The sequence below is a fragment of the Gelidibacter salicanalis genome (genome assembly GCF_007997285.1).
GTDB lineage: Bacteria > Bacteroidota > Bacteroidia > Flavobacteriales > Flavobacteriaceae > Gelidibacter > Gelidibacter salicanalis.
Genome location: NZ_VORX01000005.1, coordinates 148,689 through 162,607, shown reverse-complemented (window position 1 = coordinate 162,607; position 13,919 = coordinate 148,689). Strand labels below are relative to the sequence as shown.

General features: G+C 38.5%; 13 protein-coding genes. 7 read left to right on the top strand and 6 right to left on the bottom strand.

Going from position 1 to position 13,919, the window contains the following annotated elements; genetic code table 11:
- Nucleotides 1-3 precede the first annotated feature (3 nt).
- Together ES711_RS11715 and rlmB are read left to right on the top strand one after the other, a co-directional pair.
- Nucleotides 4-1,440, top strand: a complete 1,437-nt coding sequence (locus ES711_RS11715) for a SusD/RagB family nutrient-binding outer membrane lipoprotein (protein ID WP_146893499.1) — start codon at nucleotides 4-6, stop codon at nucleotides 1,438-1,440.
- Nucleotides 1,441-1,590: 150 nt separating this feature from the next.
- Nucleotides 1,591-2,325: a 23S rRNA (guanosine(2251)-2'-O)-methyltransferase RlmB gene (gene rlmB, locus ES711_RS11710; protein ID WP_146893498.1), complete on the top strand. Its 735-nt coding sequence runs from the start codon at nucleotides 1,591-1,593 to the stop codon at nucleotides 2,323-2,325.
- Nucleotides 2,326-2,795: 470 nt separating this feature from the next.
- On the opposite strand, the gene ES711_RS11705 is transcribed toward rlmB, so the two are convergent.
- Nucleotides 2,796-3,674, bottom strand: a complete 879-nt coding sequence (locus tag ES711_RS11705) for a rhomboid family intramembrane serine protease (protein ID WP_146893497.1) — start codon at nucleotides 3,672-3,674, stop codon at nucleotides 2,796-2,798.
- Between the two features lie 228 nt (nucleotides 3,675-3,902).
- On the opposite strand from ES711_RS11705, the gene ES711_RS11700 reads away from it, so the two are divergent.
- Nucleotides 3,903-5,183 (top strand): replication-associated recombination protein A, encoded by a 1,281-nt coding sequence (locus tag ES711_RS11700; protein ID WP_146893496.1) that lies wholly within the window; start codon nucleotides 3,903-3,905, stop codon nucleotides 5,181-5,183.
- A 1-nt stretch (nucleotide 5,184) separates the two neighbouring features.
- On the opposite strand, the gene ES711_RS11695 is transcribed toward ES711_RS11700, so the two are convergent.
- From ES711_RS11695 to radC, 4 genes are all read right to left on the bottom strand, one after another.
- Nucleotides 5,185-6,072, bottom strand: coding sequence for a hypothetical protein (locus tag ES711_RS11695; protein ID WP_146893495.1), 888 nt, complete (start codon nucleotides 6,070-6,072; stop codon nucleotides 5,185-5,187).
- Nucleotides 6,073-6,163: 91 nt separating this feature from the next.
- Nucleotides 6,164-6,853, bottom strand: a complete 690-nt coding sequence (locus ES711_RS11690; protein ID WP_146893494.1) for a YjjG family noncanonical pyrimidine nucleotidase — start codon at nucleotides 6,851-6,853, stop codon at nucleotides 6,164-6,166.
- Nucleotides 6,843-8,144: a polysaccharide deacetylase family protein gene (locus tag ES711_RS11685; protein ID WP_146893493.1), complete on the bottom strand. Its 1,302-nt coding sequence runs from the start codon at nucleotides 8,142-8,144 to the stop codon at nucleotides 6,843-6,845. Before ES711_RS11685 ends, ES711_RS11690 begins: the two co-directional genes overlap by 11 nt.
- Nucleotides 8,145-8,302: 158 nt before the next feature.
- Complete coding sequence (radC, locus tag ES711_RS11680) at nucleotides 8,303-9,001, bottom strand: RadC family protein (RefSeq protein ID WP_146893492.1); 699 nt, start codon at nucleotides 8,999-9,001, stop codon at nucleotides 8,303-8,305.
- A 145-nt stretch (nucleotides 9,002-9,146) separates the two neighbouring features.
- On the opposite strand from radC, the gene ES711_RS11675 reads away from it, so the two are divergent.
- The 3 genes from ES711_RS11675 to ES711_RS11665 all read left to right on the top strand — a co-directional run bounded on the left by ES711_RS11675 (nucleotide 9,147) and on the right by ES711_RS11665 (nucleotide 11,415).
- The gene (locus ES711_RS11675) at nucleotides 9,147-9,599 is read left to right on the top strand and encodes a DUF1569 domain-containing protein (protein ID WP_146893491.1); all 453 of its coding nucleotides are present in this window, start codon (nucleotides 9,147-9,149) and stop codon (nucleotides 9,597-9,599) included.
- Between the two features lie 99 nt (nucleotides 9,600-9,698).
- Complete coding sequence (locus ES711_RS11670) at nucleotides 9,699-10,292, top strand: FMN-binding negative transcriptional regulator (RefSeq protein ID WP_146893490.1); 594 nt, start codon at nucleotides 9,699-9,701, stop codon at nucleotides 10,290-10,292.
- A 448-nt stretch (nucleotides 10,293-10,740) separates the two neighbouring features.
- On the top strand, nucleotides 10,741-11,415 hold the full coding sequence (locus ES711_RS11665; RefSeq protein WP_146893489.1) for an RluA family pseudouridine synthase: 675 nt from the start codon (nucleotides 10,741-10,743) through the stop codon (nucleotides 11,413-11,415).
- A 6-nt stretch (nucleotides 11,416-11,421) separates the two neighbouring features.
- Here the strand turns inward: ES711_RS11665 and ES711_RS11660 are convergent, their stop codons facing one another.
- On the bottom strand, nucleotides 11,422-13,299 hold the full coding sequence (locus tag ES711_RS11660; RefSeq protein ID WP_146893488.1) for a B12-binding domain-containing radical SAM protein: 1,878 nt from the start codon (nucleotides 13,297-13,299) through the stop codon (nucleotides 11,422-11,424).
- A gap of 240 nt (nucleotides 13,300-13,539) precedes the next feature.
- On the opposite strand from ES711_RS11660, the gene ES711_RS11655 reads away from it, so the two are divergent.
- On the top strand, nucleotides 13,540-13,905 hold the full coding sequence (locus tag ES711_RS11655) for a DUF2200 domain-containing protein (RefSeq protein WP_146893487.1): 366 nt from the start codon (nucleotides 13,540-13,542) through the stop codon (nucleotides 13,903-13,905).
- Nucleotides 13,906-13,919 lie beyond the last annotated feature (14 nt).

Here is a 13,919-nt window from a genome sequence, read left to right as displayed (position 1 = left end):
ATTATGAAAAAAATAATATTAACCGTTTTTACCTTCGTAGCACTAGTTTCTTGTCAGACAGATGAGGCTTACGAAGATTTAAATAGAGATCCTAAAAATCCTACTCAAGTAGAAGCAGCCTTTTTATTTACCGCTGCTACCAAAAGTTTGTATGATCAGATGACGAGCACCAATGTGAATACTAACGTTTTCAGAATGTTAGGGCAACACTGGACTGAAACTACGTATACCGATGAAGCGAATTTTGACTTGAACGGACGAAATATCACTCAAAACCATTGGTCAGAGTTGTACAGAGATGTTCTTTTAGATTTAACAACTGCGCGTGAAAACACCAATAACGACGCTGTATTAACTCAAGTTGAAAAGGATACAAGAAATGCGCAAATAGAAATACTTATGGTATACACTTGGGCACACTTAGTAGAGACTTACGGAGATATTCCTTATACTCAAGCCTTAAGCCCAAATGAGTTTGTATTACCCGCTTATGATGACGCTGCAACAATATACACTGACTTGCTAGCGCGTTTAACTGCAGCCATTCCTAACATTACTGATTCAGGTTTTGGTGCAGCAGATCCTATTTACGGTGGTGATTCGGCGAAATGGCAAAAATTTGGAAACTCATTACTTTTAAGAATGGGAATCAGAATTGCTGACGCTCCAGGATTTTCAACTCTATCTCAAGCAGCTGTAACTACTGCTGTAAGTGGTGGCGTATTTACTTCTAATGACGATAATGCATCTTTAGTGTATTCAGGTACAACACCAAATACAAATCCAGTGTGGGTTGATTTAGTGCAATCTGGTCGTTCTGATTTTATTGCTGCTAATACTTTAGTTGACATCATGAATGCCTTAGAAGATCCAAGAAGACCTTTTTACTTTGATCAGAATTTAGGTGCTGGTATATACAAAGGCGGACCTTATGGAGACAACAACAGTTACAGTCTTTACACTCATCTTGGTGATAGAATGTTAGACCCAACAAACCCTGCATCCATACTTGATTATTCTGAAGTATCTTTCTATCTGGCTGATGCTGCGGAACGATCCTTATCTGGAACTCCAGCAATGGCTGCAGAATTTTACAACGAAGGAATCAGAGCATCATTTAATGAATGGGGCGCTCCTGGTGTTGAAGCTTACTTAGCTAAACCGGCAGTAAAATACACTACTGCTCCTGGTACTTGGAAAGAAAAAATTGGAAAACAATTCTGGTTAGCAATGTATAACAGAGGTTATGAGGCATGGACTGCATGGAGAACTTATGATGTACCTACGCTTAATTTACCAGCAGAATCTGGACTTCCCGTTCCAACCCGCTACACATACCCTGTTAATGAGCAAAATCTTAATGAGGTTAATTGGTCAGCGGCATCAGCAGCAATTGGTGGTGACGAACAAACTACCAAGTTGTTCTGGGATGTTAACTAATTAAATAGTTTTTAAAATTCTAAAACCTCTTAAGTCTAATACTTAAGAGGTTTTTTTATGCAATCAATTCAAAAATTTCTGTACGAAATATCCACATCAATTTTTATAAACCTTCTCAAAATACGAACGTTTATTTTATACCTTTGCGGCATGGAACACGAAACTACAATTTTTGGAATCAGAGCAGTGATTGAAGCAATCAAATCTGGCGAAAACATCGATAAGATATTTTTGCAAAAAGGTCTTCGCGGGGAACTTTTTACAGAACTTGAACAATTGCTACATAAAGAGCGTTTGAATTCTTCTTACGTGCCAGTTGAAAAACTGAATCGTCTAACCAATAAGAACCATCAAGGCGTTGTGGCGCAAATTGCCCCCATTAGTTTCTACCCTATTGAAGAATTGGTAGCCAATGTCCTCGAATCTGGCAAAACACCCCTATTCCTGCTCCTAGACCAATTGAGTGATGTGCGTAATTTTGGCGCAATTATAAGAACTGCAGAATGTACTGGAGTTTCTGGAATTATTATTCAGAAAAAGGGTGGTGCCCCAGTTAATGGTGATACCATTAAAACGAGCGCCGGTGCCATTTTTAAAATTCCAATATGTAAAGTAGACCATATTAAGGATGCGGTATTTTACATGCAGGCTTCTGGAATAAAAGTTATTGCTGCTACAGAGAAAACTGACAAAAACCTTTATGATGTTTCCTTTATTGAACCTTGTGCCATCATTATGGGCTCAGAAGGAAAAGGCATCAATCCCTCCATCCTAAAAGTTGTAGATGAAAAGGCAAAACTTCCAATCTTAGGAGATATTGAATCGTTAAATGTTTCAGTAGCATGTGGTGCGTTCCTATACGAAGTAGTGCGACAACGACTTTAGATTGGAGACCCGCCCGAACGTACCTTTTCGGTACGGGCGGGTTGAAGATTGGAGATTGTGGATTGAAGATTGTTGACCCGCCCGAACGTGTCTTTTCGGTACGGGCAAGTTGAAGATTGGAGATTGCGGATTGCGGATTGCGGATTGTTGATTGTTGATTGTTGATTGTTGACCCACCCATACATCACTTCTCGATACGGGAGGATTCGAGATTCTAAAAATGAAATTGTGAATTGACGAATGTAGATTGATGACTGCAGACTGCCAGCTGAAAACTGAGGACTGAGGACTGTCAGCTGAAAACTGAAGACTGCCAACTGAAGCCTGAAAACTGAAGACTGCCAACTGAAGACTGTAGATTGCCAACATTCAGACTGCCAACTGAAGACTGCACACTGCTAACTAGAACCTAGCCCCTCACCTATTTGATTTTAAAAAGCACTTCGACTGCGCTCAGTGTGACAAAATCATCATGACTTAGGAGTTTCCTTATTAATATAGTGGATCTTCGATGGATTTAAGTTCGACCGATTTGCAATTGGGGTTTCAGTGGTATCTTTCGCCTTTATTTCATTTTCATCTACAATTTCACTTTCATCTTCAATTTCACTTTCAAATTCAATTTCACTTTCACTTTCAACTTCAACTTCATTTTCAAGTTCAAATTCAAGTTCAATTTCCGGTTCTAAATTTTCTATAAAATTCCCGTTTTCATCAAAATGTCTCAAAAACGGATCATCATCTTCGTTGTATGCTTGTTCCTGCCACACGTAACGATCAGGTTTGGCAATGGCCTTTCTAAAAATTACGGCAAAGACAAACCCAGTAATAAGTCCCCCTAAATGCCCTTCCCACGACACCCCATCCTTGATCGGGAACACATACCAAATCATACTTCCGTAAAGAAAAATAATCAATAGCGAAAGAGCTACTAACCGAAAATGTTTGGCAAATATGCCCTTAAAAAAAATAAAACTGACTAGGACATAAATAAGGCCACTAGCGCCAATATGATTGGAAGGTCTCCCGATAAACCACGTGATCATTCCGGAAAGTAATATACCATAAACCAACACTTTCCAAGCAATGGGCCTGTAGAAATAAAACAAGGCCATTGATAGGACTACTAACGGAATACTATTGTGATAAATATGCTCAATGTTGGCGTGAATGAACGGACTTAAAACCACCCCCCGTAATCCTACTAAAGTTTCTGGTACTATTCCCCAGGTTTTGATGACGGGGAAAAATCGGACCTGCAACCAGAAGACGACCCAGATTAACATCAAAAAAAAGATGGGGTAGCCCACAACGCCTGTTGAATATCTGAAATGCTGCGGATTACTCATGGTTAAATTTAAAGGTTTCTCATCAAATTACTAGCCAATTGTTGAAGATATGAACTATTGTCACGTAGGTGCATGAGTGATGGAGCGGTTTGTGTGAAATCCTTTTTGTTTTTTCAACAAAAAGATTGAGCCGCGAGAGCACGACATTTTTGTTCTTCACAAAAATGGCATGCCCAAAATTGTAGATGGAGTTTCCGCTTTGTAAAGGATTTGATGTAATTTTGCATAATGAACGCACCATTAGCAGAACGATTACGGCCAAAGTACTTGAAGGATTATTTAAGTCAATCCCACTTAATTGGAGATCAAGGGGTTTTGACGCAGCACATTAAACAAGGGGTAATTCCGTCAATGATATTTTGGGGACCTCCTGGCACAGGAAAAACAACCTTGGCCAATATCATTGCCAACGAATCTAACCGGCCGTTTTACAAGCTGAGTGCCATCAATTCTGGTGTCAAAGATATCCGAGAAGTCATTGATAAAGCCAAACATAGTGGCGGCCTGTTTACGGCTAAAAATCCGTTATTGTTTATTGATGAGATTCATCGTTTTAGCAAATCGCAACAAGATTCTTTATTGGAAGCTGTAGAAAAAGGTTGGGTAACCTTAATTGGCGCCACTACTGAAAACCCCAGTTTTGAAGTCATTCCTGCCCTACTCTCCCGTGCACAAGTATATGTTTTAAAATCATTTGATAAGAAAGATTTGGAAGCCTTATTACAACGGGCAATTACCGAAGATGACTTGTTATCTCAACGGGACATCACCCTTAAAGAGACTGAAGCCTTATTGCGACTTTCAGGAGGTGACGCCCGCAAGCTTTTAAATATTTTTGAACTGATTATTTCTTCCTACGACGAATCTGAGAAGATTGTAATTACCAATGAAGCGGTGCTGAAGAAAGTGCAAAGCAATACGGCACGCTACGACAAAACGGGCGAGCAACATTATGATATCATCTCCGCATTTATAAAATCGATTCGTGGGAGTGATCCTAATGGGGCTGTATATTGGCTAGCGCGTATGATTGAAGGTGGTGAAGATGTTAAATTTATTGCCCGACGTATGTTAATCTCAGCCAGTGAGGATATTGGCAACGCCAACCCAACAGCCTTAGTAATAGCGAATACTACTTTTCAGGCAGTCTCCGTAATTGGACATCCTGAATCTCGTATTATCTTAAGCCAATGCGCCACGTATTTAGCGACATCGGCCAAAAGTAATTCGGCATATGAAGCTATAGGGAGAGCGCAGCAATTGGTCAGGGAAACCGGCGATTTATCAGTGCCGCTATCTGTAAGAAATGCGCCCACCAAATTAATGAAGGAATTAGGCTATGGCGACAACTATCAGTACGCCCATAACTATGAAAACAACTTTGCACCTCAAGAGTTTCTGCCCGACGAAATTAAAAACACCAAACTTTATAACCCCGGCAATAACGCCAGAGAACAGTCGCAACGTGAGTTTTTAAAACAGCGCTGGAAATCGAAATACGGGTATTGATTTAATTAAATGTCACGTTAAGTGTTTTCATTGAGACACCTGCATCAGTCGCCGTGGCAATAATCCACGTAGTGTTCATTTTATAGAGAATAGCGTCCTGGCCTTTTACAATATAGACATCTTCTTTACCTGAAAACACCAAATGATACAACACTTTAGAAGAGGCATCGGTAATGGTGTATCCGTTTTCCACCGGATTGGCAAATAAACCTTGGATTTTTTCGACCGATCCCGCATCAGCAATAATCACTTTTTTAACTTGTGCCTTTACTTCTGGTTGTACGTCTTGAAGTTGTTTAGATTTTGCCGCTTCTCTCAAGTCCCGTTCCTCATTGGTCCGGCTCACTTTTAACGCCTCCACTTCTCTTTGCAAACGCAAAATTTCTTCTTGTGCTTCTGAAGTATCTGCCACCTTTGCCGGCGCCTGCAACGGAGCTGAAACTACTTTCTCACTGGGCTGATACGTGTAATTTAGCGATTGAAAACTGTTGAATGCATCACGTAAAGCAAGATGATAGACCTTATCGTAATCTTTTTCTCTTGATTCTCCTACTGCCGAAGAATAGACCACCTTATTATTGCAATCCTTTAAATGCACTTGCAATTTTGTATTAAAAAATGCGCTCAATTTTTCTACATCAGCAAAAAGACCCAAACAGCGATTGTTGGTTAGATCATTTGGGTAATCATCATCAGCCATAAGCGTTGTAAAACCATATTTTTCAAATAAAAACTTAGTTAGAGAGTTGACTTTATATTGGTCAGGCCCATTTAAAAAACCATAAGAATTTGGGACAACAACATATTTGTAAGCATTTAAATTTTCTTGAGCGAAGCCTTTACTGCTGAACAACATGATAAAGGCCAATATAGTAACGATAGATTTCATAAACTTTTTTGAATAAATTAATTTTTTAAAGATACGACAAAGTACGAAAACAGCATTAGAATCGGTCATATTGATGCCCAAATTGGCCGCATTAAATAAAAGTTTTTAGCTGTGACAAATGATTGATTTGTTTGACATGAGGTTCAGATGGGTCATTTCTATAATTGAAAAAGATGGCATCGTATCCTACATTTAAGGCCCCTAAGACATCCGCTTCGTAATTATCGCCAATCATAATGCTTTCATGAGGTTGGGCCTTGGCGAGGTTAAGGGCATATTCAAAAATGATCGGGTTCGGTTTCTTTACTCCAGCTATTTCAGCATTTGTAATGGTTTTGAAATAAGGCGTTATGGCGGACGAATTCATCTTTCGTAATTGCGCTTCCTCAAAACCGTTGGTTATAATATGCAATTGATATTTAGGTTGCAAATAATTTAAGACGTCCATTGTCCCTTCAAAAAGATGGCTGAAACTGGATAAATGTTCAATATAGGCGTGGGAGAGTTGTTCAATCAATCTGTCTTCAATGGTGAAATTGACGGCATCAAACGTGTCCCGTAATCGGCCGTAGCGCAATTCTAATTTATCAATTTCATCATCGCGATACCGTTTCCAGTACTGCAAATTGACCGGTTCATACACGTCTAAAAACGTTTCTAAACGAAGCTCAACTTGGTGCTGTTTAAAAATTTTATCGAATGTCAATGCGGAATTTTTATCAAAATCCCAAAGGGTATGATCTAAATCGAAAAAAACGTGTTTTATGTCTCTACTTTTCATCTACGGACTCTAATACTATACGGAATAAATCTCTAAACCCTTTCCAACGGTCCAAATTACTAAATGCGTAATTATGGAACACTGGAGTAAACGTGCCATTGACGCTTTTTACAGTGTCCATTAAGCGCAGTAAATCTTCTTTTTTATCTAAATAGGACTGCCGCTTTAATAACGCATAATCAACACAATGAAACGGATTGATTTGCAGTGGGGTTTGTACTTCATAATCTAAATCATAAAATTGAAAAGGTGTACAGGTACCCGCCCTAAAGCCCATATGGTTGATATAACCCATGGTAAAATCCTGTTTAATTTCTAATTCTATGAGGTTACGGTACGTTTCAGGCAGGTTCAATTTTGAAAATGAATGCCTAGACGCTTCTAAAGGATTATTGGTGGTGGACTCCATCTTTAATTTTTCCTTTTTCAACATGGCAAAATCATCCAAAGCCAAAAACGATACTTTCAAACCAATTTTGCAATAATCCCCAACATATTTTATAAGCGATACAAATCGTTTTTTATTAATGTTGATGTTCTTATCAAAGGTGGAATATTCGCCAATCAGAAAAAATACGATAAATTTGACTTTAGTCTTTTTTTGCTTGGTAACAATCCACTTAAACGTGTCGTACGGATCTCTCTTAAATCCCATTAAAGATTGGTAACGCTGGTAAAGTTGTTTGAATTTTAAGCTGGCAATATCACTTACGGTGCCCCCTAAAGTACGCAACAATCCTTTGTCTTTAAAATAGTAAGCTACCGGCACATCAATTATTGGCTGAATATTGTAAGTTCTTTCCGGAAAATCGAAGTCAGGAAATTGGGCCTGCAACATGTCTTTAAATTTATAGGCCCAAATATCGACGACGGGCTGATGCAAAAATCCCTTATTAAAAGCCAAACTCTCTGTGGCCAAAAATCGGCCATAGTCATCTTTTACGTGGGGGAGATATTCTTCATATCTGCTTAACAAATAAAAGGTCGCGGCAAAAATATCGAACGGCAGACTACTTTTATCAGAGGTTGAAAAAAAACATTTGGTATTGCCCCAATCTTGCACATTGATATCTAAATCAGAAATGCCTTGTTCAAACAATAGTTCATGACTGCGTACAAACAACTCACTGCTCAAGGGCTGCTTAGCGTAGGAGATTTTCATGCTGTCATGGGCAATAAACTCCTCCACAGTGGTGGTAAAACTCACAGGAACATTAAGAATACGCAAACTGATATGCTTAAAAGCATAGGTTAAACGCGGTGTAATTTTAGGAGTATAAACTAGTAGCATTCGATTTTGTAAAGTCCAAAGTTAAAAATTTTAAATTCCTAGGTTTGATATTCTTTGGAATATAATCGAAGAATCATGTGACCCGTAAGTTTTCATTCAGGTTTTGATCATATCGGGTCAAAGTAACTGCTATTAGGTTTAAATTTTTGAAGTTCAGATTACAGGATGCCCTCGTCTGCAAAGCTATAAAAAGCATTTTCAGTAATGATGAGATGATCTAAAATTTTTATATCCAGACTTTGTGCCGCGGTTTTCAATTTCTGGGTAATCTGTTTATCCGCTTCACTGGGCTTAAGCGTCCCCGAAGGATGATTATGCGCCAATATTATGCCTACTGCACCAACCTCAATAGCTGTTTTGAGCACCAAACGCACATCGACCAACGTGCCGGTAATACCCCCTTTGCTCAATTGTATTTTTTGAATGACCTTATTGGAATTATTCAAATAGATGATCCAAAACTCTTCGTGCGGCAATTCGCCAATTAGAGGTTGCATGAGTTCAAAAACAGATTGGCTCGATTCAATTTTATAATGCTGAAGGGCTTCTTCACCTCTACGACGTCTTCCCAGTTCTAATGCAGCCACAATCGTTAACGCCTTGGCTTCTCCAATACCTTTAAAATGCATAAGCTGTTTAAGGGATAACTTTCCTAAAGCGCTTAAATTGTTGTCAGTGCTGGCCAAAATACGTTTACTAAGTTCTACAGCGCTTTCATTTCTGCTTCCTGAGCCTAACAAAATGGCCATTAATTCGGCGTCACTTAATGCGGCCTTGCCTTTGTCTCTTAGTTTTTCTCGAGGTTGGTCGTGTTGTGACCAGTTTTTAATGGAAAAAGAAGGGTTTTTTTCTGACATAGCCACCATAGTGAAATTTAAGTACTTATAAAGTTAATGATAATTGCATATATTGGTCATTTTTCAATCAGAAAAAGATGTACTATTCACCAAATAAAAAGATAAAAATTGTAAATTTCAGAACCCATTACATACTGGAAACGCCATGCAGACTTTATTTGACCAAAAAGCACATCAGGAGATATTGAGACGTTTAGAACAACTCACAGAAGATGCTACCCCAAAATGGGGAAAAATGAACGTATCACAAATGGTCAAACATTGTCAGATGCCATTATTGGTAGCTACAGGAAAAATGGAGTTAACCGAAAATGTGGGTGTGTTAAAAAAACTGGTGCTTAAACTTTATAAACCTATTATGTACAATGATAAACCATGGCCGGAAAGCGTGACCACCTCCAAGGATTTTTTGGTAATTGGCACTTTCGATTTTGAAAATGAAAGAGCCCAACTGATCGCCACCGTAAATGATTTTCACAATAAAGCGTACAATATACATTGGCCTCATCATCCCTATTTTGGTAAATTCAGCACCGACCAATGGGGCAAGATGCAATTTAAGCACTTAGATCATCATTTAAGGCAGTTTGGAGTATAGAAGTTTAATGCCAGAACACCTCATCTGTCAACGCATTTTTTATTATTATTTTCATTTCTATATTTTATAATCCATTTCGTTTTTGCGTGCAATAAAACCATGACAGTCTACCCACCACAACACCATCAAGATAACGATCACGACCATATGATTGCGGTCATAAAAGCTTACCCTTTAGCCACAGTTATTTCTGTAGACGAAAACAAGCCTCTAATTTCACATTTGCCACTGATATATGCTGAAGGAAAGTTAATCGGGCATTTGGACAAAAACAATCCTCAGGCAGAACTGCTAAGGAACAATCAGGAAGTTACCGTGCTGTTTTCTGGGCCGCAAGGTTATATTTCTCCAAGCATTTATACGACCACACAACTACCTACATGGAATTATATTATGGTTCATACCACAGGAAATGTCAAAGAAATTACAGATCCTGAAATCATTATGCAATCCATGATTGCTATGACCTCTTTTTTGGAAGCCCCCGATCACCGGTATACCTTAGAATCTGACAACCCTCGAATGCACCAGTTTATTAATTATGTACAGGGTTTTGAAATTGACATTGCAACTTGGGAAGGGAAATTCAAACTGTCACAGGATAAAACACCAAAAGATATTGAACGGGCTAAAAATGAACTGATCCGCGCCAATCAGGAAAGTATTAAAGCACTTTTAGAGCGTGTTTTTTAATTCTTTTACTTTAATTATTAAATAAGTTCCGAGGAAATACAGTCTCTGCATAAACGCGTATCATTGCCATCTTTGAAAAATAACTTGGTTAACCTCATTACGTAAAAAGGATAAAAATTAGGCAATTTGCTCGTCTCGATTTTAATTCTTGCCATTGTGACGCGCGACGCATCGGAAATTCGTGGAATCCTATTTGCATTTGGATCGATTACAGGGATGGAACACTCAAGAGGTCAAACAGTAGCTGTCTTCATCATCACATGTCCCAAAACACTTGATACCATCTAAATTTGAAAGCAAAATCGTTTGTCTGATTATAGCTACCACTCGGATAAAAAGTAATATTTTTGCCCACTCCATTTTTCAGACTCAAACGCTAACGGAAGCAACCTTCCTGAAAAATCATGGAACAGAACTGCCAATTAAAAAGCCCTTAAAAATATATTAAATGCAAAATCTGAACATAGTACATGAAAACAATGATTATATAGTTGTGAATAAAGCCGCGGGACTCATAAGCGAAAAAAGCTCATATGAAGAATGCACTGTTGAAACTCAGGTACTTAGTCACTTATTAAAGACGAAACCAAAACCTTATATTGGGGTTATTCATCGTTTGGACCGTGTGACCAGTGGCGTTTTAATTTTCGCGAAAAAGAAAAGTATACTTGTGGCGTTTAATAATTTATTCAGTGACCGTCAAATTCAGAAAACCTATTTAGCAATTGTCAAAAATAAACCTGCACAAGCTAAGGCAACGCTAAATCATTTTCTGGTTAAGAACAGGCTTGAAAAGCGTGCTGATATCGTAGAAACAAAATCCAAGGAAGCTCAAGAGTGTAGTCTGACTTATGAAGTGATTGGCGAAAATGAATTTGGCTATTTACTGGAAGTGCAGCCAAAAACGGGCAGATTTCATCAAATTAGAGCCCAATTGGCCTATATTGGATGTCCAATTATTGGTGACGAAAAATATGGGTCAGATGAAGCATATTTACCATTATCTGTGGGTTTACACTCGTATACCATCAGCTTTCAACTTCCCGATTCGAATAATCTTCAACAAGCCTTTGAAGCTCCAATGCCAGATAATAAATTTTGGAGATTTAAAGTTTCCAACTAGAAAGCATCATTCGCTAAGTATCGGTTTAGGAACTAAAAAACTTTCAATTAAATTCCTGGGATGGGTGGGAGCTGGAACTGGAAAATCGAACCAATACTGCAACTCTTTATCATACCCTGCGTTATTTAAATAATTATGCAAAGCGGTATTTAAACCTGTCGTATATTTTGGATGATCAGCGCCTGAAGGATCGATATGGTATAAATCATTTTGAGCAAATCCTTCAAATTCTGGACCGGTAATCTCAATTCCGAAATCTTCCGGATTCTGCCCTATCGGACTGTGAATGGTGGTGGTGAATTGATGCCAATAAGCGGATTGAATGCAGTTCTTTTCAAAAAGCTGCTTCACCACTTCTAAGGAGTCAATAGTTTCTTGCTCGTTTTGAGTTGGAAATCCATACATTAAATAGGCATGCACCATAATTTTCGCTTCTGAAAAATTGTGAGTCACCCTAGTCACTTGGGCAATATCCACCCCTTTTTTCATTTTCCCTAACAAGCGATCAGAAGCCACCTCTAATCCGCCAGTTACCGCAATACATCCCGATGTTGCCATCAACTGACACAGAGCTGCATCAAATGTTTTTTCAAACCGAATGTTGGTCCACCAGGTTATAGTTAGATTTCTTGCAATTAATTCGTTAGACAAAGCTCTGAGCATTTTTGGAGGCGCGGCTTCGTCAACAAAATGAAAACCTGTAATGCCCGTATCTGCCATTATTTTCTCAATTTTATTGACCAAATCTACTGCCGTAGTGTTTTGGTAATTGCTGATATAATCGAGATTCACATCGCAAAACGAACACTGTTTCCAATAACAGCCATGAGAAATGGTCATCTTATTCCAGCGGGCATCGGTCCACATCCTATGCATGGGGTTGACCACATCCAAGAAGGACACAAATTTATCATATGGCAAACCAGAATAATTGGGCGCCGGGAGATTTCTGTGATGGTAAATGGTATTTGGCAGTTTGTTTTTATATACAACTTGATCCGCTTCCAACACATAGGTCCGTTCCAATTGATCTAGCCCTACCTTGCCTTCCAAATAGCGTACGATGTTCAACAAAGGACCTTCGCCATCATCCAAAGAAATAAAATCGACAAATTCGAAAATTCTTGGATCTTTAAGTGAACGCAATTCAGTATTGCAATAGCCACCTCCAAAGGCTACCGAAAGGTCAGGAAAGAGTTGTTTTACAAATTGCGAACAGCGCAAGGCTGCAAAAAGATTTCCCGGAAACGGAATGGTGAAACACACCAAATGAGGTTCCTGTTCTTCAATACGTTGCACTAAAATATCCAACATACGTTCTTCTATGATCGTGGGCTGGTAACTCAAAAAATCATCGAGTTGATCAAAACTACTGGCCGAAGTTGCAATTTGTTCTGCATATTTTGTGAACGCAAAAAACTCATCGACATTTGCTTGAATAAAATCGCCTATTTCTTCAACAAAAAGTGTGGCATAATGCTTGGCTTTATCAATAATTCCCAAGTCGCCCTCTGCCCAAACTATGTCTGTATTAACCTTTTTTAACCGATGACCTATTGGCAAAAACCCAGTCTCCAAAATTTGATGTGCGGCTTGAAGATTCTCTTTCTGTAGAAAACCAATGACCACATCAACTCTAGAGATGTACAAGGTTTTCATCTTACTCACCTCGGGATAATGTAAATTCTTTAATGCCTTTGCTTCTGCAAAAATGACACGCAAAAAATCGCTGGTAAAAATGGAGGTAAACAGCTCAATACTTAAATCGCACTGTGCCACTGCAATCTGATGTTCTTCCAAAAACCCTTTGAGATAAGCAGATGCCGGATAAGCAGTGTTTAACTGCGTAAATGGAGGGGTAATAAAAAGAATTTTTGAATGCATGCTGCAAAGATATGCATTGTAAGATTATGCTTTTATAAATAGCAACTCCTAATTAGAAGATTAAAGTTATTTTCCAGAACTATAACTCTAAAAAGTAAGGTTTAGACTTCGATAACAGGGCGATTTTTTACCAAAACATCCAAATAATTCTTCAAAAACGTCTAAAAAGTTATCTTTGTTTAGGTCTGATTCCTAAAAAACAGATTTACTTTTTAAGTTTGAACAGCCAACTCCAAAATTATGACCACCACACCTGAACATGACGAGCGCATAGCGAAAATGACCTTTGCTTCTGTATATTCTCAATATGTGGCAAAAGTTGAAAAGAAAGGTGGCACCAAAGAAGAGTTACACGAAGTAATTTCCTGGCTAACTGGTTTTAATGAATTGAAGCTGCAGCAGTTTATTGAGGAAAAAGCAACGTTTAAGAGCTTTTTTCAACAAGCAACCCTACATCCGAATGCGCACCTCATTAAGGGCGTCATTTGTGGATATCGGATAGAAGCTATTGAAACGCCGTTAACCCAACAAGTGCGATACTTAGATAAATTAGTGGACGAATTAGCAAAAAGACGTAAAATGGAAACTATTTTACGCATTAAATAGCTTTAAAGTTCGCA

Coding starts and splice junctions, on each gene's coding strand:
- ES711_RS11670 (WP_146893490.1), top strand. CDS start 9,699: ATGACAGTCTACCCACCACAACACCATCAAGATAACGATCACGACCAT.
- ES711_RS11700 (WP_146893496.1), top strand. CDS start 3,903: ATGAACGCACCATTAGCAGAACGATTACGGCCAAAGTACTTGAAGGAT.
- ES711_RS11690 (WP_146893494.1), bottom strand. CDS start 6,853: ATGAAAAGTAGAGACATAAAACACGTTTTTTTCGATTTAGATCATACC.
- ES711_RS11665 (WP_146893489.1), top strand. CDS start 10,741: ATGCAAAATCTGAACATAGTACATGAAAACAATGATTATATAGTTGTG.
- ES711_RS11705 (WP_146893497.1), bottom strand. CDS start 3,674: ATGAGTAATCCGCAGCATTTCAGATATTCAACAGGCGTTGTGGGCTAC.
- ES711_RS11655 (WP_146893487.1), top strand. CDS start 13,540: ATGACCACCACACCTGAACATGACGAGCGCATAGCGAAAATGACCTTT.
- ES711_RS11715 (WP_146893499.1), top strand. CDS start 4: ATGAAAAAAATAATATTAACCGTTTTTACCTTCGTAGCACTAGTTTCT.
- ES711_RS11660 (WP_146893488.1), bottom strand. CDS start 13,299: ATGCATTCAAAAATTCTTTTTATTACCCCTCCATTTACGCAGTTAAAC.
- radC (WP_146893492.1), bottom strand. CDS start 9,001: ATGTCAGAAAAAAACCCTTCTTTTTCCATTAAAAACTGGTCACAACAC.
- rlmB (WP_146893498.1), top strand. CDS start 1,591: ATGGAACACGAAACTACAATTTTTGGAATCAGAGCAGTGATTGAAGCA.
- ES711_RS11685 (WP_146893493.1), bottom strand. CDS start 8,144: ATGCTACTAGTTTATACTCCTAAAATTACACCGCGTTTAACCTATGCT.
- ES711_RS11675 (WP_146893491.1), top strand. CDS start 9,147: ATGCAGACTTTATTTGACCAAAAAGCACATCAGGAGATATTGAGACGT.
- ES711_RS11695 (WP_146893495.1), bottom strand. CDS start 6,072: ATGAAATCTATCGTTACTATATTGGCCTTTATCATGTTGTTCAGCAGT.